The 18,256-nt window shown below is 68.0% G+C and carries 17 protein-coding genes; 7 read left to right on the forward strand and 10 right to left on the reverse strand.

Going from position 1 to position 18,256, the window contains the following annotated elements; all coding sequences use genetic code 11:
* Positions 1 to 16: 16 nt before the first annotated feature.
* Entirely contained in the window at positions 17 to 1,315 is a 1,299-nt protein-coding gene (locus tag ACODR1_RS01435) for a lytic murein transglycosylase (RefSeq protein ID WP_488878856.1), read from the forward strand.
* 151 nt (positions 1,316 to 1,466) lie between these two features.
* Here the strand turns inward: ACODR1_RS01435 and ACODR1_RS01440 are convergent, their stop codons facing one another.
* Together ACODR1_RS01440 and ACODR1_RS01445 are read right to left on the reverse strand one after the other, a co-directional pair.
* Positions 1,467 to 1,919: a chemotaxis protein CheW gene (locus ACODR1_RS01440; protein ID WP_058348012.1), complete on the reverse strand. Its 453-nt coding sequence runs from the start codon at positions 1,917 to 1,919 to the stop codon at positions 1,467 to 1,469.
* A 249-nt stretch (positions 1,920 to 2,168) separates the two neighbouring features.
* Complete coding sequence (locus ACODR1_RS01445) at positions 2,169 to 2,891, reverse strand: GGDEF domain-containing protein (protein ID WP_488878857.1); 723 nt, start codon at positions 2,889 to 2,891, stop codon at positions 2,169 to 2,171.
* Positions 2,892 to 3,143: 252 nt separating this feature from the next.
* Here ACODR1_RS01445 and purE point away from each other — a divergent pair, with 252 nt between their 5' ends.
* Both purE and ACODR1_RS01455 read left to right on the forward strand, forming a co-directional pair.
* Positions 3,144 to 3,629 (forward strand): 5-(carboxyamino)imidazole ribonucleotide mutase, encoded by a 486-nt coding sequence (gene purE / locus ACODR1_RS01450; protein ID WP_488878858.1) that lies wholly within the window; start codon positions 3,144 to 3,146, stop codon positions 3,627 to 3,629.
* Positions 3,630 to 3,633: 4 nt separating this feature from the next.
* Entirely contained in the window at positions 3,634 to 4,728 is a 1,095-nt protein-coding gene (locus tag ACODR1_RS01455) for a 5-(carboxyamino)imidazole ribonucleotide synthase (protein WP_488878859.1), read from the forward strand.
* A 168-nt stretch (positions 4,729 to 4,896) separates the two neighbouring features.
* Here ACODR1_RS01455 and ACODR1_RS01460 read toward each other — a convergent pair whose 3' ends face one another.
* The gene (locus ACODR1_RS01460) at positions 4,897 to 5,556 is read right to left on the reverse strand and encodes a COQ9 family protein (protein WP_488878860.1); all 660 of its coding nucleotides are present in this window, start codon (positions 5,554 to 5,556) and stop codon (positions 4,897 to 4,899) included.
* Positions 5,557 to 5,738: 182 nt separating this feature from the next.
* Between ACODR1_RS01460 and rpsU the strand changes: the two genes are divergently transcribed.
* Together rpsU and ACODR1_RS01470 are read left to right on the forward strand one after the other, a co-directional pair.
* On the forward strand, positions 5,739 to 5,972 hold the full coding sequence (gene rpsU, locus ACODR1_RS01465) for a 30S ribosomal protein S21 (protein ID WP_081612876.1): 234 nt from the start codon (positions 5,739 to 5,741) through the stop codon (positions 5,970 to 5,972).
* 325 nt (positions 5,973 to 6,297) lie between these two features.
* The gene (locus tag ACODR1_RS01470) at positions 6,298 to 7,095 is read left to right on the forward strand and encodes a DUF72 domain-containing protein (RefSeq protein WP_488878861.1); all 798 of its coding nucleotides are present in this window, start codon (positions 6,298 to 6,300) and stop codon (positions 7,093 to 7,095) included.
* Between the two features lie 216 nt (positions 7,096 to 7,311).
* Here the strand turns inward: ACODR1_RS01470 and ACODR1_RS01475 are convergent, their stop codons facing one another.
* Entirely contained in the window at positions 7,312 to 8,049 is a 738-nt protein-coding gene (locus ACODR1_RS01475) for a tetratricopeptide repeat protein (protein ID WP_488878862.1), read from the reverse strand.
* Between the two features lie 330 nt (positions 8,050 to 8,379).
* Here ACODR1_RS01475 and ACODR1_RS01480 point away from each other — a divergent pair, with 330 nt between their 5' ends.
* A complete protein-coding gene (locus ACODR1_RS01480; protein WP_488878863.1) occupies positions 8,380 to 11,241 on the forward strand; it encodes a TonB-dependent receptor in 2,862 nt (953 codons plus the stop codon).
* A 305-nt stretch (positions 11,242 to 11,546) separates the two neighbouring features.
* Here the strand turns inward: ACODR1_RS01480 and ACODR1_RS01485 are convergent, their stop codons facing one another.
* Positions 11,547 to 12,854, reverse strand: coding sequence for an FAD-dependent monooxygenase (locus ACODR1_RS01485; RefSeq protein ID WP_488878864.1), 1,308 nt, complete (start codon positions 12,852 to 12,854; stop codon positions 11,547 to 11,549).
* 89 nt (positions 12,855 to 12,943) lie between these two features.
* On the opposite strand from ACODR1_RS01485, the gene ACODR1_RS01490 reads away from it, so the two are divergent.
* Positions 12,944 to 13,393, forward strand: coding sequence for a MarR family winged helix-turn-helix transcriptional regulator (locus tag ACODR1_RS01490; RefSeq protein WP_488878865.1), 450 nt, complete (start codon positions 12,944 to 12,946; stop codon positions 13,391 to 13,393).
* Between the two features lie 100 nt (positions 13,394 to 13,493).
* On the opposite strand, the gene ACODR1_RS01495 is transcribed toward ACODR1_RS01490, so the two are convergent.
* From ACODR1_RS01495 to ACODR1_RS01515, 5 genes are all read right to left on the reverse strand, one after another.
* Positions 13,494 to 13,793: a hypothetical protein gene (locus ACODR1_RS01495; protein WP_488878866.1), complete on the reverse strand. Its 300-nt coding sequence runs from the start codon at positions 13,791 to 13,793 to the stop codon at positions 13,494 to 13,496.
* 407 nt (positions 13,794 to 14,200) lie between these two features.
* On the reverse strand, positions 14,201 to 14,815 hold the full coding sequence (gene pth, locus ACODR1_RS01500) for an aminoacyl-tRNA hydrolase (RefSeq protein ID WP_488878867.1): 615 nt from the start codon (positions 14,813 to 14,815) through the stop codon (positions 14,201 to 14,203).
* Between the two features lie 225 nt (positions 14,816 to 15,040).
* Positions 15,041 to 15,640, reverse strand: coding sequence for a 50S ribosomal protein L25/general stress protein Ctc (locus ACODR1_RS01505; protein WP_488878868.1), 600 nt, complete (start codon positions 15,638 to 15,640; stop codon positions 15,041 to 15,043).
* A 160-nt stretch (positions 15,641 to 15,800) separates the two neighbouring features.
* Complete coding sequence (locus ACODR1_RS01510) at positions 15,801 to 16,919, reverse strand: hypothetical protein (RefSeq protein ID WP_488878869.1); 1,119 nt, start codon at positions 16,917 to 16,919, stop codon at positions 15,801 to 15,803.
* 330 nt (positions 16,920 to 17,249) lie between these two features.
* Positions 17,250 to 18,188, reverse strand: coding sequence for a ribose-phosphate pyrophosphokinase (locus ACODR1_RS01515; RefSeq protein ID WP_488878870.1), 939 nt, complete (start codon positions 18,186 to 18,188; stop codon positions 17,250 to 17,252).
* Positions 18,189 to 18,256: the final 68 nt, after the last annotated feature.

Genomic DNA, 18,256 nt, shown 5'->3' on the forward strand with positions numbered 1-18,256 from the left:
CCGGTAGCCTGCCCCGATGGATAGACGCGTATTCCTCGTTCTGCTGCTGGCCGGTTGCGCCGACACGACCGTCAACGCCCCGCTGGCGCCGTCGACCCCGGTCGCCCCGCCGCCGGTCGCTTCCACGCCCGCCGCCCCGACCCCGCCCTCCGCGGTCACGGCGGTGGAAACGGGCGGCCAGGTCGCCGCCTTCAACGCCTGGCTGGAGCAGTTCAAGCCCAAGGCCGTGGCGGCCGGCGTGCCCCAGGCGGTGGTCGATCGCGAGCTGAACGGCCTGACGCCCAATCCGCGCGTCATCTCGCTGGACGGCCGCCAGCCGGAGTTCTCCAAGCCGGTGGGCGACTACATCAAGGGCGTGATCAGCGACGACCGCGTGGCCGTCGGCCGCGGCAAGCGCGACGCCCTGCCGTTCCTGCCGGCGGTCGAGCAGCGCTACGGCGTGCCGCGCGACATCCTGCTGGCCGTCTGGGCGATGGAATCGGCCTTCGGCAAGATCCAGGGCGACTTCGACGTGGTCCGCTCGATGGCCAGCCTGGCCGCCGACGGCCGCCGCCGCGGCTGGGCCGAGGGCGAGCTGATCGCCGCCCTGAAGATCATCGCCTCCGGCGAGGACACCCGCGACCAGCTGAAGGGCTCGTGGGCGGGCGCCATGGGGCAGACCCAGTTCCTGCCGTCCAACTACCTGTCGACCGCCGTCGACTTCGACGGCGACGGCCGCCGCGACATCTGGCGCAGCGACGCCGACAGCCTGGCCTCGGCCGCCAACCTGCTGGCCAAGGGCGGCTGGAAGCCGGGCGTGGGCTGGGCCAGGGAAGTGATCCTGCCGGCCGGCTTCGACTACAGCCTGGCCGAGGGCCCGCGCGAGCTGCCCGCCTGGTGGGAAGCCAAAGGCGTAAAGAGAGCCGACGGCCTGCCCTGGACGGCCGCCGACGCCGCATCGCCGGCCGGGCTGATCCTGCCCGCGGGCGCGGCGGGTCCTGCCTTCCTGGCCCTGCCCAACCACTTCGCGATCCGCAAATACAACAACTCCACCTCCTACGCCTTGGGCATCGGCCTGCTGGCCGACCGCTTCAGCGGCGGCGGGCCGCTGGTCGCGTCCTGGCCGGTGGAGCAGCCGCTGTCGCTGGGCGACCGCATGGCCGCCCAGATCGCCCTGGCGCGCCTGGGCTTCGACCCTGGTCCGGCCGACGGCGTCATCGGCGCCGGCACCCGCAAGGCCCTGCGCGCCTGGCAACAGAGCCGCCAGCTGCCGGCCGACGGCTATCTGTCGTCCGACATGGTGGGCAAGCTGAAGGCCCAGGCAGCGATTTCGTAGGGCGCGCGAAATCCTCCCCCTGAAGGGGGAGGTGGCCCGGAGGGCCGGAGGGGGAAGTCCCTGCTGAAAATGAGAAAGCCGACGGCGTGGGCAGTCACTACCCCCTCCGTCGGCTTTGCCGACACCTCCCCCTTCGGGGGGAGGATCTAGTTTACGCCGCCTGGCTGACCTGCGGCGGGAACACGTCGTCCATGCGCAGGTAGGTAATCAGGCGGGTGTCGACCGACAGGATGGCCTGCACGAAGCGCAGTTCGTCGGCGCCCATGTCCGGGGCCGGCTGCAGGTGGTCGCGAGTGATGGTGAAGGTCTCGGAGACGGCGTCGACCAGGATCCCGGCCAGGCGGTCGTGGCACTCGACGACGACGATGACGTGGCGGGTCTCGGGGATGGTGACGCCCAGGCCCAGGCGGTTGCGCAGGTCGATGACCGGCATGATCGCGCCGCGCAGGTTGATGACGCCCTTGAGGAAGCCCGGCGCATGCGGGATCGGGGTCGCCGGGGTCCAGCCGCGGATTTCGCGGACCGTCTTCACGTCGATGCAGAACTCCTGCTCGCCGATGCAGAACGAGATCAGCTCGAGGGCCGGTTCGGCGTGTTCGGTCATCAGGAAATCCCCGGGGTCTGGAAGGCTGGCGCGGACGTCTCCGCTCGCCTGCCACAAGAGCCCGGCCGCCGTTTAACAACGGTTAATGCTGAAGTTTCTCGTGGGGCGCGAGGGCGAGACCGATTGTCGCGGGCTAAAATCCAGGCGCGGTGCGTGATCCTCGTCCTTCGACAGGCTCAGGATGAGGACCAGGGCAGGGCGGTTCAGTGGAAAACCTCACCCTGAGCTTGGGTTTTCGGTCCCGAAGGCTCAGCCCGCCGCGCGCGCCCGCTTCTTGACCAGCATCGCCGCGCCGGCCTCGGCCAGCGAGGTCTCCGGCTCGGCGCCGGTCTCGATTTCACGCACGCCGAACGAGACGTGCAGCGGCGCGCTCCATTCGCCGAACTGCACGGGGACGCCCCGGATGGCGCCGGCCAGGCTTTCGCCCTTCATCTCGGCGGTGGCCCTGTCGGCCTGGGTCAGCAGCACGGCGAACTCGTCGCCGCCCATGCGGCCGACGATGTCGCTCTCGCGCACGTTGGCCAGCAGGCGCTCGGCCACGGCCTTCAGCGCGCTGTCCCCGGCGGCGTGGCCGAAGCGGTCGTTGACGGCCTTGAAGTTGTCGAGGTCGAAGAACACCAGGCTGGCCGGCGAGCCGTAGCGCTGGGCGAAGGCCGAGACGCGGCGAACCTCGCGCAGGAAGGCGCGGCGGTTCAGCACCGGGGCCAGCACGTCCATGTCGGCCAGGGTCTCGGCCTCGTTCAGGCGATACTTCAGGCGCGAGACCTCGGTGCGCAGGTCCTCGACCTCCGACATCAGGGTCTGGAGGGCGGCCTGCACCTTGGGCGTCAGGTCGGCGGGCTCCAGGCCCAGGAACCCGGCCTTGTCGACGGGCACGGTTCCGCGCGGCGCGGCCGAAACGCCGGCGGCGTCGGCGAGCGCCCGGCGGCGGATCGCGGAGAAGGTTTCGGTGCGGGCGCCTGAGATCTTCATCGGAGGTGCGGCGAATCACTTCTGGTCAAGCTGGAAAGGAAATCTGCGTTTTCTCATTAACCATGACAATGCCGGTGGTAGTCGGGCGCCAATAAGCCGCAGGTGGAGAGGCGGGGCGTCGCAGGCGGAACAACGGTCGAGAACGTCCGAGAACGGGCTTTGGCCCGGGGAGACGACCCGCTATAAGGCGCGCGATTCAAGGGGCCGCCCCAGGTTCCTTGGTGTACCCTTCGTCGTTCGAGGAAGACGCCGATGACCACGCCGCCTGTCGCCATCGTCATGGGCAGCCGCTCCGACTGGCCGACGATGAAGAAGGCGGCCGACGCCCTCGACGAACTGGGCGTGGCCTACGAGGCCAAGGTCGTTTCGGCCCACCGCACGCCCCAGCGCCTCGTCGAGTTCGCCACTTCGGCCAAGGCTGCCGGCTACCAGGTAATCATCGCCGGGGCCGGCGGCGCCGCGCATTTGCCGGGCATGGTCGCGTCGATGACCCCGCTGCCGGTGCTGGGCGTGCCGGTGCAGTCCAAGGCCCTCAGCGGCCTCGATTCCCTGCTGTCGATCGTGCAGATGCCCGGCGGCATCCCCGTGGCCACCCTGGCCATCGGCGAGGCCGGGGCCAAGAACGCCGGCCTGCTGGCCGCCCAGATCCTGTCGCTGGCCGATCCCGCGCTCGCCGCCCGTCTGGACGCCCAGCGCGCGGCCCAGACCGACAGCGTCGCCGAAAGCGTCGAGGACTAAGACCATGACCGCCTCTCCGGCTCTTCCTCTGCCCCCCGGCTCCACTCTCGGGATCCTCGGCGGCGGGCAACTGGGCCGGATGCTGGCCCAGGCCGCGTCGCGCCTCGGCTTCGACGTGGTGATCCTCGATCCCGAGGAGAACAGCCCGGCCGGCCGCGTCGCCGCCCGCCAGATCGTCGGCGCCTATGACGACCGCTGGGCGCTCAAGCGCCTGGCCGAGGCCTGCCACGTCGTCACCTACGAGTTCGAGAACGTGCCGGCCGACACCGTGGCCGAACTGACGGCCCTGGGCTGCGAGGTCGCCCCGGGCGCGGCCGCCCTGGCCGCCGCCCAGGATCGCGTCGTCGAAAAGACCTTCCTGGCCGAGATCGGCGTGCCCACCGTGGCCTTCGCCCCGGTCGACGACGAGGAGAGCCTGCTCGCCGCCGTGGCCAAGATCGGCGCCCCCAGCCTCCTGAAGACCCGCCGCGAAGGCTATGACGGCAAGGGCCAGGCCTGGATCCAGCGTCCGGGCGACGCCATCGCCGCCTTCGAGAAGATCGGCCGCCAGCCGGCCATCCTCGAGGCCCCGGCCGACTTCGGCCGCGAGCTGTCGGTGATCGCCGCGCGCGGCCGCAACGGCGAGATCGTCTGCTATCCGCTGTCGGACAACCACCACGAGGGCGGCGTCCTGCGCCGCACGATCGCGCCGGCCAAGGCCACGCCCTCCGAGCGCGACCAGGCCGAGGCCATCGCCGCCAAGATCCTCACCGCGCTCGACTATGTGGGCGTGATCGGCGTGGAACTGTTCGAGCTGGCCAGCGGCAAGCTGCTGGTCAACGAATTTGCTCCGCGCGTCCACAACACCGGCCACTGGACCCAGGACGGCTGCGAGGTCGACCAGTTCGAGCAGCACATCCGCGCCGTCGCGGGCTGGCCGCTGGGCCCGACCGCCGCCCTGGCCCGCGTCGAGATGACCAACCTGCTCGGCCCCGAGGTCGACGCCTGGAAGAAGCTGGCCGCCGAGCCGGAGACCCGCATCCACCTCTACGGCAAGGGCGAGGCGCGTCCGGGCCGCAAGATGGGCCACGTCAACCGCCTGCGGCCGCTGGAGGGCTGAGGAACACCCCCTCAGTCGCTTCGCGACTTAAATCCTCCCCCTATGGGGGAGGTGGCGCGAAGCGCCGGAGGGGGGGGGCGTTTTCAGCTTTCGAGGCGTTGGAAAGTCGTCAGCGACTTCCCCCTCAGTCGCTTCGCGACAGCTCCCCCTTCAGGGAGAGCATCTGGGTCACCCCCGCGCGTACCGCATCTTCGCCAGGGCGCTCAGGAACTCCGCCGCCAGGTTGGGAGCCTTCACCCCCGCCTTCCACTTCTCGAAGGCCATCACGCCCTCGATGCGGGCGTCCAGGTGCTTGAGGGCCGACTCGCGGCCAGACGCCAGGTCGACCGCCAGGGTCGAGACCAGGATTCCCGACAGGATGGCGCGCTTGGAATAGTGGTTTTCGTCGGTGGCGACGTCGCCGGCCCAGCGCCACAGCTGGTCGGCGCTTTCCCACAAGAGAGACAGCGCCAGCGGAAGGTTGGTCGGGAAGGCCAGGAATGCGGCCCAGCGTCGCACGGCCTCGCTGTCGTGGGCGGCCGCGTCGATGCGGGCGATGACGCCCTCGCGGATCTTCTGGCGGATCTTCAGGGTCGCCGGATCGAGCTTTGCCAGCGATTCCATCGCCTTGGCGTCGTGGCGGCGGGCCAGGATGGCGGCCAGGTCGCGCGGGCCCTGGGGCAGCAGGAGATCGGTTTCGCCCGGCGACAGCTGGGCCGCGGCGGCGGCCGCGCGGACCAGGCTGGCGTTCCAGCCCAGGCGCGGCGACAGGCGCAGGGCCTCGTCCAAAACCCGTTGTTCGGCCTTGTCGGCCCAATCCTGCGTTGCTTCGGCGGCGGTCTGGCTCATGAATCCGAGTCTACACCGGTGTTTAGCGCTCGTCGCGCATGGACACGCGGCGTTGGCTCTGCTATCTGCCGCCCCTCGTCGCCCGGAAGCACCCCTTCCAGGGCGTAAGGTTTTTATTCGCCCGCCCGGCCCCTCAAGAGGGACTTGGGAAATTGGTCGGGCCGTCGAATGGAGAGTCACCCCTGGTCCAGATTTTCGTCCGCGACAACAACGTCGATCAAGCCCTGAAGGCCCTCAAGAAGAAGATGCAGCGCGAAGGCTCGTTCCGCGAGATGAAGCGCCACGTCCACTACGAAAAGCCCTCGGAAAAGCGCGCCCGTCAAAAGGCCGAAGCCGTCCGTCGCGCCCGCAAGCTGGCCCGCAAGCGCGCCCAGCGCGAAGGCCTGCTGCCGATGCCGAAGAAGGCTTCGCGTTAAGAGCGCCGTCGAGGCGCGGCTCGTCGCGCCTCCGCGTTCCACGCACCCGAAAACAGACGAAACCCGCGCCGGGCGACCGGCGCGGGTTTTGTTTTGGCCGCATAGCTCCTCCCTCATGAAACGGGGGAGGTGGCGCGGCGCCATCGGCGACGTGACGGAGGGGGCGACCGCGCGCTCCGAGCCCGGTCTCGCCCCCTCCACCCCTTCGGGGTCCCCCTCCCCCGCAAGCGGGGGAGGAGCCGTTTGTTTCGCTTCCACGCCGAAAGCCCCCTCGACGGATCGCCGGACCTCGCCTAGGTTCGCGCGGAACAAGAAGGGAACGCGCATGAGCGGCGACATTCGCATCGGCATCGGCGGCTGGACCTTCGAGCCCTGGCGCGGCCATTTCTATCCGTCCGACCTGAAGCAGAAGGAGGAGCTGGCCTATGCCAGCCGCCAGCTGACGGCGATCGAGATCAACGGCACCTACTATTCCAGCTTCAAGCCCGACAGCTGGCGCAAGTGGCGTGACGAGACGCCCGACGGCTTCGTGTTCGCGGTGAAGGCCTCGCGCTTCACCACCAACCGCAAGGTGCTGGCCGAAGGCGGTGAGTCGGTGGGCAAGTTCCTCGACCAGGGCCTGACGGAGCTGGGCGACAAGCTCGGCCCCATCCTCTGGCAGTTCATGCCGACCAAGAAGTTCGACGAGGCCGATTTCGGCGCGTTCCTCGCCCTGCTGCCCAAGGAGAAGGACGGCATCCGCCTGCGCCACGCCGTCGAGGTGCGCAACGACACCTTCATGACCCCGGCCTTCCCGGCGCTCCTGAGGGAGCACGGCGTGGCCGGCGTCTACGCCAAGCACTTCGACTATCCGGAGTTCGCCGACGAGGCCGCCGACTTCGTCTATGCCCGCCTGCAGACGGGATCGGACGCGGTCGCCACCGCCTATCCCGAGCCGGAGCTCGACGCCTGGGCCGACCGCCTGAAGACCTGGGCCGCCGGCGGCGCCCCGGCCGACCTGCCGCGCATCGACAAGGCTTCGGCCCCCGTCGCCGACAAGCGCGACGTGTTCGCCTTCATCATCCACGAGGGTAAGGTGAACGCCCCGCACGGGGCGATGGCGCTGATCGATAGGGTGAAGTGAGCCGCTACGCGGCCCCCTCAGTCGCTGCGCGACAGCTCCCCCAGAGGGGGAGCATTTTCAAAGAGCGTCGGCGCCAATAGATCCTCCCCCTCTGGGGGAGGTGGCCCGGAGGGCCGGAGGGGGGACGTTTTCAGCTTTCGAAGCGCTGAAAGTTCGCGCCCTCCCCCCACCGATCGCTGCGCGATCGCCTCCCCCACAGGGGGAGGTTCCTGAAGCTCACCCCGCCGCCGCGGCCGCCATATCCCGCCACGGGCGAGCCTCGCGCCGGAAGCGCGGGTGGGTCTTAGAGAGCCGCTTGTCGAGTTCGGCCAGGGCTTCGCGGGCCTCGGCCTTGCGGCCGGTCTCGCCCAGGAACACCGCATAGCGGGCCATGCCCTCGAAGCCGGGCATGTGGGCGGCGGCCCAGCGCAGCGAGACGTCGGCCTCGTCGTTGCGGCCCAGCGCCGCCTGGGCGCGGCCCAGGGCCAGGGCGGTCTGCGGGGTGCGGCTCTTCTCGCCCTGCTGCCCCAGCGCCTCCAGCAGCGGCAGGGCCTCGGCCGCGCGGCCAAGCTCGATCAGGCTGTTGGCGCGGGCCAGCATCAGGGCCGGGTCGTCGGCATAGTGGCCCTGCAGGGCCTGGGCGTAGATCCGCTCGGCCTCCTCGTGCTTGCCAAGGCCGCTGGCGGCGGCCGCAAGGCGCGAGAGGTTGGTGACGGTCGGCGCGTCCTCGGCGTCGCGGCTGGCTTCGCGATATTCCCGCTGCGGGTCCAGCGCCTGGCGGGCGGCGGCCTTCATCTGCTGGGCCTTGGACCCGCCCATGAACTCCGGCGCGATGATGGCCAGCAGGTAGACGATCCCGCCCAGAGGCTGGAACATCAGGATAATCAGCAGCCAATACATCGCCTGGCCCGTGCGCACGACGTGAACGCAGAGGGCGATCGAGAAGATCAGCGACAGGCCGATAGCGGGGAACATCGAAAGGGTCTCCGGATACGTCCCGGCTATGTGTGGCCCGTATGCCGGGCCGTCAATCGGCGAGGTCGTCCCAGGTCGAGGTTTCACCGGCCTCTCGTGGCCGTTCCCGCAACACAGCCCCTTGCGTGTTCGTCATGTGTCCGACTAGTGTCGTTATATTGCGAGAGTGCAATCCACTATGTGGGATTATCTCGCGAAACACATAAGCAGACCGGGCAAACCGGCGCTTGGGTTGGAAACATAAGGGCGGGTCCATGGAGACGCCGCCGTCAGGAGGGACCTATGTCGTCGTCGTCCTCGTATGGTTCGCGTCTGCGGACGGGCTGTTCCTTGGCCGTCCTTATGTCGGCGGCCCTGGCGGCCGGCGCGGCCGGCGCCCAGACAACCTCTCCGCCCGCTGGCGAGACCACCGAGAATGCGGTGGAAGAGGTGATCGTCACCGGCTTCCGCGAAAGTCTGAAGAGCGCCCTGAACGTCAAGCGCCAGTCCTCGGGCGTGGTCGACGCCATCAAGGCCGAGGACATCGCCGACTTCCCCGACGCCAACCTCGCCGAGTCGATCCAGCGCGTGCCGGGCGTGTCGATCACCCGCGTGGCCGGCGAGGGCCGCACCATCACCGTGCGCGGCCTGCCGCCGAACTTCACCCGCGTGCGCATCAACGGCATGGAAGCCCAGTCGACCAGCGGCGCCACCACCAGCGACCGCGGCGCGAACCTGGGCCGGGGCTTCGATTTCAACACCTTCGCCTCGGAGCTGTTCAGCGGCATCGCCGTGCGCAAGACCGCCCAGGCCGAGGTGATCGAGGGTTCGCTGGGCGCCACGGTCGACCTCGACATCGCCAAGCCGCTCGACCAGAAGGGCCGCACCTTCGTGGTCGGCGGCTCGCTGGGCTACAACGACCTGTCGAAGAAGAACGACAAGAAGCTCTCGGCCGTGCTCGGCGACCGCTGGGACACCGCCTGGGGCCAGTTCGGCGCCCAGGCCTCGCTGGCCTGGAGCAAGCGCGAGTTCCTCGAGGACCAGTGGGGCTCGGGCGGCTGGAACCCGGCCACGGTCGACGGCGGCTTCTGCACGCCCGTCGGCCGCCCGGTCCCGAACCCCGCCTTCAACGCCGCCAACGGCACCGATGCGGCCAACTGCGCCACCGGCGTGCCGCGCCCGGCCGCCAACGACACCCTCTTCGACCTGGGCAACCGCTCGACGGTGTTCTTCCCGCGCCTGCCGCGCTACGGCCGCTTCCACCACGACCAGGAGCGCACCGGCGCCACCCTGGCCCTGCAATGGAAGCCCAGCGAGCGCACCTCGTTCGGCTTCGACGCCCTCTATTCGAACTATGACGTGGTGCGCGAGGAGAACTGGCTGGAGGGCTTCTCGTTCGCCCGGGCCATCAGCCAGAACGGCAAGCCGCAGACGGCCATCCGCGAACTGATCCTGCGCGAGGCCGGAACCAGCCACACCGCCGGCGTCAACTTCGGCCAGAAGGTCTACGACGTCGACTACGCCCGCTTCGACGGCGTGGACGTGCGCTCCGACACCCAGCACGACGAGTTCAAGAACGTCTTCCAGCAGTATACCTTCAACGGCAAGCACGAGCTGACCGACAGCATCACCATCTCGGGCCTCGTCGGCTATTCGAAGTCGGACTACGACCAGCCGATCACCACGACGATCATGTTCCAGCGTCCCAACACGAGCATGACCATCGACTTCCGCGACGATCGCGACCAGCCCAAGATCACCCACGGCTTCAATGTTGCCGACGCCAGCCAGTATACCTTCGCCGCGCCCAACGCCGAGGTGCGGCTGTCGCAGATCTTCACCACCAACATCTACAAAACCGCCGAGCTGAACCTGGCCTGGGCCGTCGACGACGACCTGACCATCAAGGTCGGCGCCCACCACCACGAGTTCACCTTCGACACCTCGGCCCGCCAGCGCGCGAACAACTTCCTGGTGCCGACCCTGACCACGGCCCAGCTGCAGGCGGTGACCAAGGTCGTCGACGACTTCGGCGGCAACGGCATCAAGAAGGACGTCTTCCCGTCGTCCTGGGCGACCATCGACTACGACAAGTTCGTCGACAGCCAGAACCTCTACAGCGACAGCGGCATGTACGCCCTGATCCCCAACTACGGCGGCATCCGCCGGGTGGAGGAGAAGGTCACCTCGGCCTATCTGCAGGCCGACCTGCGCACCGAGATCGGCGGCCTGCCCGTGCGCGGCGACGTCGGCTTCCGCATCGCCCAGACCGACCTTGCGTCGCGCGGCTACCAGATCGGGGCCACGCCCCAGCAGGTGACCGCCGAGCACAGCTATCACGACGTGCTGCCGTCGCTGAACTTCGCCGTCGACCTGCGCGACGACCTGGTGGTGCGCTTCTCGGCCGCCAAGGTGGTGTCGCGGCCTGACCTCGGCTTCCTGACCCCGGGCGGCAGCCTGAACCTGACCGGCACGCCGTCGATCGCCTCGGGCAATCCCGAGCTCGACCCGATCCGCGCCACGACGGTGGACCTGGGCGCCGAATGGTACTTCGCCCCGGGCTCGGTGCTGGGCGTGGGCGTGTTCTACAAGGACATCGCCACCTATGTGCAGAACCAGTCCCAGCAGATGACCTTCCGCGAGACCGGCCTGCCGCTGTCGCTGATCGGAACCTCGGGCGTGGATCCCGACAACACCCCGATCACGGTCACCCGCCCGGTCAACACCCCCGGCGGCCCGCTGAAGGGTTTCGAGATCAACTACCAGCAGACCTTCACCTTCCTGCCGGGCTTCCTGCGCCACACCGGCGCGCTGGTGAACTACACCTATGTCGACTCCCAGATCGACTACTTCCTGGCCGCCGGCGGGGTAACCACCAACGACCTCGTGGGCCTGTCGAAGAACGCCTACAACGCCACGCTCTACTACGAGGACGCCAAGTTCAGCGCCCGCGTCTCGGCCTCGTACCGCGACAAGTCGATCGTCGCCCTGCCGGCCAACAACCCGCTGCAGGACGTCGAGGGCTACGACGCCAACCTGACCTTCGACATGGCCGCCTCGTACCAGATCAACGACCGCCTGAAGCTGTCGCTGGAAGGGCTGAACATCTTCGACCGCTTCAACCGGCAGTTCATCGACTCCGACCGCGACAGCACCTTCGTCTACACCCACACCGGCCGGCAGTTTAACCTGGGCCTGCAGTACCGGTTCTGATGTGAACCCCTCTCTCTTAAGAGAGAGGGAGGGGCCCGCCGCGCAGCGGGGGAGGGTGAGAGGTTACAGCCTCTCACCGCTTCCATCGGCGCCCTGGAAGGCGCCTGGTGCGTACCCGGAACTCAGGGCCGTCGCACTGCGTCAGCCTTTTTCATCAAGGGCGAACCGGAGGTCGCTCCGGCCAGTGTAGGCGCCAGCCCACTGGACGGTCAGCGCCGCGAAGACGTGGTGCTTGGCGCCCTCGAAGCGGTCGCCGGAAACTTCCGAGAAGGGTGGGAAGCGGACATTGCCACGCTCCGCTGCGGCTAGCGCGCCGCTTCGACCGGCACGACGGCGTGCCCGTGGTAAGTCGACACTTCCGCCGACGTGATCTCGGCAATGTAGCCATCCGGCCGCACGAGCAGGTGGTTGAGGTCGGGCCGCATGATCTGGGTCGCGTTTCCGTGGCGCATGGCCTCGAAAAGGCGGCGACCGTCAGCGAGCCGTTGATCCGGGACGCGGTCGCCGGGACTGAGGTCGCCAACCGCCGCGCCCTGCCCCAGCGGACCGCCGTGGTAGCTGAGGCCCAACTGATTGGTCAGGTCGCCTCGCGACTTTGACACGCTGACGTGCAGCTGCTGGGTCACGTCCAAGACGGTGGCGGCAACGGGGAGGCGCTCGGCTCCGTAGGTCTCAAGGATCGACGCATCGCCCGTCCGGATCGCCGACACCAGCTTCCAGCCCAGGTTGAAGGCGTCCTGAAGTCCGGTGTTCAGGCCCTGTGCGCCAGACGGCGGATGGATGTGGGCTGCATCGCCCGCAATGAACACGCGGCCAACATCGTAGCGATCGACCATCCGCGCCTGGTGGCGATAGCGCGATTGCCAAGCGACGCGCCGGACCGTCTTGCCGGTAAGGCGCGCGACCCCCTTTTCGAGGCCGCCGGCGGCGATCTGCTCCGGCGCCTGCAACTGAAAGAGATCGCCGTTGGGCAGGGGCGCCAGCGAATGCAGCCCGCCTCGCCGCAGTGGGTAGGCGTGCCAGAAATTCCGGTCGAGCCCTTCGATCTCCATATCCGCAACGATGCTGGTCTTCTCGTCGACGGCGGAGCCGTAGAGCTTCAGGCCCAGCAGGCCGCGCGTCTTGCTGCGTCCCCCGTCGCATGCGGCGACGTAGTCGGCGGTCACGCGCTCGCCGGTGGTCAGCGTAACGCTCACCTGCTTGTCGTCCTGAACGAGCGCTTCAAGGCCGGCGCCGAGCTCGATCCGGCCACCCAGCGCCTCGACCTTGGCCCTGAGAATCTCCTCGGTGCGCCATTGCTCCAGCATGATCAGGTTTGGGAAGGGGCGATCCTCGGTCGGAACATCATGCGTGCCTAGCGACCAAGCTTTTTTCCCGATGGGGCCGATGTGAAGCTTGATGAAGGGATAGAGCGTTCCACTGGCCGTCACCTCGTCGGCCAGCCCCATCATGTCGAGTAGTTCGAGGGAGCGCGGCTGAATTCCCTTGCCGCGTGAACCGGTGAAGTAGTCGGTCGCTACGTCGATGATGCGAACCTCGACGCCTCGGCGCAGCAGTTCGATCGCCAGTGTCATTCCCGTGGCGCCTGCGCCAACCACCAAAACCTGGGTCATGACTCGCCTCTATATGTATGGGTTTTGCATATAAATGGGCGTAACCGAATGGGTGGCGGAGCGCAACAACAATATGCATAATGCACATAATGGACTGGACCGACCGCTTGCACGGCGCACTGATCGCCATCTCCGACCGTGTCAATCGGCTGGACCTCGACGCGAGTTTGCTTGCGGCCTCGGGGGTGCGGCTGGATCGGGCGCTTTTCCCGTTACTGTCGAGGGTAGCGCTGAACCCGGACTTCAACGTCGCCGAATTGGCCAACCTGGTTGGGCGTGACCACTCGACGGTCAGCCGCCAGGTCGTGAAGCTGGAGCAGCTTGGGCTGCTGACCCGGACCAGCGATCCGGACGACCAGCGCGCCCGTCAACTGGCCCTGACGAAAGCCGGCGAGGAGATGCTTTCACGGGTGGCCGCGGCGCGCAGGCAAAGAATGGAAGATCATTTCACCGGCTGGGATGAGGCCGACCGCGACCGGCTGATCGCCTTGATGTCCAGGATGCTTGAGCGCGGCCCACCTGGAAGCGACGAAGAGTAGGCGTGCCGGTTGCCGGTCCTTGGCCAAGCGCCAGAAAGTGACCAGCGGGTCCGAAGCGGACACCGGCAACGTCCGCTGAGGGTCGTTAAGGGACGTCGCCTCAGCCGAACACGGCATCGCGCCAGAACATGCTCGGCTTGCGAAACCAGGCGCGATCCACCCCCTCGCCGAATGCTGCGAGTTGGCGCATATCCACGCCATACCGATGGAACAATGCGATGAACTCTCTGAGTTCGTCGTCGTCCGGCGCACGCGACAGCGTGATTGTCAGGTCAGAGCCGAGCCCATCGTAGCGGGCGACGCAGTCAATCCGATCCAGCCACTCGAAGAACGCGCTCTCATCCAGAGGGCTGTAGTAGATGACGCTGGTTGCAACGAGAGTCTGTGACTGGGCGGCCATTCCACGACCATGCCTAGGCAAGGCGGCAGATTGCAACGTCCGACTTGGGTCGCGAGCAGCATGTGCCAGTTAGTCTATGAGCACACGCCGGCATTTGCTGATGCTATGTGTCCGCCGCGGCGGGGGGAAGGACACCCCCGTTAGGGGGCGCCAGAGGGTAATGCTGACCGCGCCCAGGGTCTTGGGCGCCGTCTGCGTAATAGTCAGGCGCAGGCCTAGCTCCGCCGCACCTTGATGTCCGACTAGGGAAGCAGCGGCCGCTCCGAAAGGGGATATCCAGCGCGCCCAACCGTTTGGCGCGGACTGACCAATTCGCGTGGCGCCAGATTGGGCCGACGGTGAACCTCTCACCCTCCCATGCTCCGCATGGGCCCCTCCCTCTCTCTAAGAGCGAGGGGGCATCGACCCTATTCCCCGCGCGGCTTCTTCGGGTCGGCCTTGGGGGAGGGGGCCAGGCGCAGGACCTCGGCCTGATAGCGCTCGTCGTCGCCGGCGGCGGCGAAGGGCAGGGCGTCGGTCATCGCGTCCAGCAGCGGGTCCAGCCACTGGTGCTCGACCTTGTGGAAGTCGCCCAGCACGTAGTGCATGACCATGGCCTTGTCGCCCGGATGGCCCACGCCGATGCGGCCGCGGCGGAAGGCGTCGCCGATCTGGCTGGTCACCGAGCGGATGCCGTTGTTGCCCGCCGCCCCGCCGCCGGCCTTCATCCGGAAGCGGCCGGGGGCCATGTCGATCTCGTCGTGGAAGACGATGACGTCGGCCGGCGACAGCTTGAAGAACTTCATCGCCTCGCCCACGGCGCGGCCGGCCTCGTTGTAATAGGTCTTGGGCTTGAGCAGCAGCAGCTTGACCACGCCGTCGGGCGTCTGGACCTGCCCTTCGCAGGCCAGGCCCTGGAAGCGCGCGCGCCAGGGCGCCGTGCCCCATTTGCGTGCGATGGCGTCCACGGCCATGAAGCCGACGTTGTGGCGGTTCTTCTCGTACTTGGGCTCGGGGTTGCCGAGGCCGGCGAGGATCAGCATCGCTAGGTCCCAAAAGATGTGGAGCGAAAACCTCGTCCGGAGTTCATCCTCGGGTCGATCTTTGATCGAGCCCGGGGGACAAGCTCAGGACGAGGTTTCGAATTCGGCCTTCCAGTAGCCCTCACCCTGAGCCTGTCGAAGGGCGAGGGTGGGCCAAACGAAAACGGGCGGACCCGAAGGCCCGCCCGCTTCCTAGATCAGTTCGGTCGTCAAACCGAGCCTGGATCAGCCTTCGGTGGTGGTGTCGCCGGCGTCCGACTGGGCCGAGGCCGAGGCCTTCAGGGTCGCGATCACGAAGTCGCGGTCCACGGCCGGCTTCACGCCTTCCGGCAGCTTCACTTCCGAGATGCGGATGGTGTCGCCGATGTCGTGCGAGGCCAGGTCGATGACCAGCTCTTCGGGGATCTGGTCGGCCGGGCAGGCCAGCTCGACGGTGTGACGGATCACTTCCAGCGAGCCGCCCTTCTTCAGGCCGATCGAGGTTTCGTGGTTCTTGAAGTGCACCGGCACTTCGATCTTGATCAGCTGGTGCTCGCCGACGCGGAACAGGTCGAAGTGGATCGGCTCGTCGGTGACCGGGTGGAACTGGACCGACTTGGCGATGACCGATTGCTTGTCTTCGCCGTGCTGCAGCGTGACCAGGTGGCCGAGCAGCTTGCCGGTGTAGAGCGCCTTGCGGAATTCGTTGGTCTTCACCGCGACGTTCACGGGGCCCTTGTCGCCGCCGTACAGCACGCCGGGCACGAGGCCGGCGCGGCGGGTTTCACGAGCGCCGCCGGTGCCGGCGCGCTCACGGATTTCGACGTTCAGGATGATATCGGCCATGTCAGTTCTCTCTTGAGGGCCCATGCCCTCGGAATGCGAAATCGCCGCACAAGGCCGGATTGCCCCGCTCGGTCGACGTTTTCAGGAGGGCGCCCAATACACGAAGAGGGCCGCTGGTGCAATCCGGCGGCCCTCTCGCTGTCAGCCGGGGATGGCTGGATCAGGCTTTCTTCTTCTTCACGGCCGCCGGCTTGGCGGTCGTCTTCTTCTTGGCGGTCGGCTTTTCCGGCGGCGGGGGCGGAAGGGGCTCGACCGGCATCGGCGAGCCCGAGGCCTTGATGACGCAGGCGCCGGTGTCGATCATGGCGTGCTGGCCCAGGCAGAAGATGTCTTCGTAGTGCGGCTTGGACACGGCCAGGCACTGGTAGAGGTTCAGCTTGGCCATGTTCAGGCACGAGGCGCTGCTGGGCTCGGCCATGATGGCGTCGATGGTGGCCAGGTTGTCGTCGCCGGCCGCGCCGAGGGCGGCCAGGGCGGCCACGGCTAGGCTGCGGATGACGGTCGGGCGATAGGGCGGCGGGGCCGAGCGCGGGCCGGCCGGCGCGGCGGTGGCGTCGATGGCCGCGTCGATGCTGGCCGCGGCCGGCGCCGGCGCCGGCGGGGCGTTGACCGTCACCAGGGTCGCCTGCTGAAGCTGGGCCACGTCGGCGGTGTCGGCCAGGGCCGGGACGGTCGAGGCGCTCTTGGCGTAGGCCAGGCGAGCGTCGCGGTCGGTGACGGCGGCCTTCGACCAGGCCACGCGCTGCACGTCGTAGGCCGACTGCTTCACCTTCTTGCCGGCCTGGTAGACCTTGAGGCCGTCGGCGCCGAGGGTGTCGATGATGCGGGCCGCGGCGGTGTCGCTGCCCTTGAAGCCGACGGCGTAGGCCGGATCGGCGATCAGCTGGTTGATGACCTGCTGGCGCTGGGCCGGATCGGCGGCGAAGGCGCGCACCGAGGCCACGAACGTGGGATCCTGAAGGGCCAGCACCGCGCCGTACGACATGACGCCGCTGAGGAAGTGCTTCTGCTCGTAGCCGACGCCGACCTTCAGCGAGGCCTGGATCTGCTCGCCGTTCTGGAAGTTGGCGTCGATGGCGCCGGCGCGCTGCATGTAGCCGCGGAAGGCGCTGGCGCGCTCGACCACCTTGCTCGACAGGGTGATGGGCGGCGGGGCCGGCGGGGCCTTGACGACAGGCGGGGGCGTCGGCGCGGGCGGGGTGGAGCAGCTGGCCAGGATCGAGGCCGCGGCGAGCGCGACGGCCGTGATGGCGGCGTGCGGACGCAGGTTGAAAAGCATGCTGACGACATCCCCGTGTGACTGGAGCCGGCTTAACATCGCCGACGGGCGACATTGTGACAGTCAGTCCGTTAACCAGACTTTGACAAGCGGGACTATGTCGCGATTTCCGCGAGAGCGCGGATTCCGTTGGATATTTCGCCGACGGAAAATGTGGCGCTGATGTGGCGGCGCGGTTCCGGGGGTTAACGGAGAGGGGGGGGTGGATATCCCTCAACCGTAAAATCCCCGCGAAAGCGGGGACCCAGGCTTTCTCTGAAACGCGGGGCGCTCGACGATAAAACACCTGGGTCCCCGCTTTCGCGGGGATTGGTCGGAACAATAGGGACTTTAGTCGAACAGCTTCGAGACCGACTCTTCGTTGGCGATGCGGCGGATGGCCTCGCCGATCAGCGGGGCGCACGAGACGTAGCGGATCTTCGGGCAGGCCTTGGTGATGTCGGAGGCCTCGATGGAGTCGGTGACCACCAGCTCGGTCAGCACCGAGTTGGCCACGCGCTCGGCGGCCGCGCCCGACAGCACGCCGTGCGTCACATAGGCGCTGACCGAGACGGCGCCGTGGTTGATCAGGGCCTGGGCGGCGTTGCACAGGGTGCCGGCGGAGTCGGCGATGTCGTCGAACAGGATGCAGCGGCGGCCTTGCACGTCGCCGATGATGTTCATCACTTCCGACTGGCCCGGGCCCGAGCGGCGCTTGTCGACGATGGCCAGGTCGGCGTCGTCCAGGCGCTTGGCCAGGGCGCGGGCGCGGACCACGCCGCCGACGTCCGGCGAGACGACCATCAGGTCGTCGCCCAGCGGGTAGTTCTTGATGATGTCGTCGGCCAGCAGGCGCGAGGGCAGCAGGTTGTCGGTCGGGATGTCGAAGAAGCCCTGGATCTGGCCGGCATGCAGATCCATCGTCAACACGCGGTCGGCGCCCGAGCGGGTAATCAGGTTGGCCACCAGCTTGGCCGAGATCGGGGTGCGGCCGCCGGTCTTGCGGTCCTGGCGGGCGTAGCCGAAGTAGGGCAGCACCGCGGTGATCCGCTTGCCCGAGGCGCGCTTGAGCGCGTCGATGCAGATCAGCAGTTCCATCAGGTTGTCGTTGGCCGGGTAGCTCGTCGACTGGATCACGAAGACGTCCTCGCCGCGGACGTTCTCGTCGATGGTGACGAACACCTCAAGGTCGGCGAACCGGCGCACCTGGGCGCGGGTCAGCGGCATGTCGAGGTACTCCGCGATGGCCTGGGCCAGCGGACGGTTGGAGTTGCCGGACAGCAGCTTCATTTTGGATTCTCGGGTGGGGGACGCCGTTGCCGGGCCTTCTAGCAGCGATCCGCCTGGGGGCAACCCGC

The sequence above is a fragment of the Caulobacter sp. FG7 genome, from assembly GCF_057808875.1.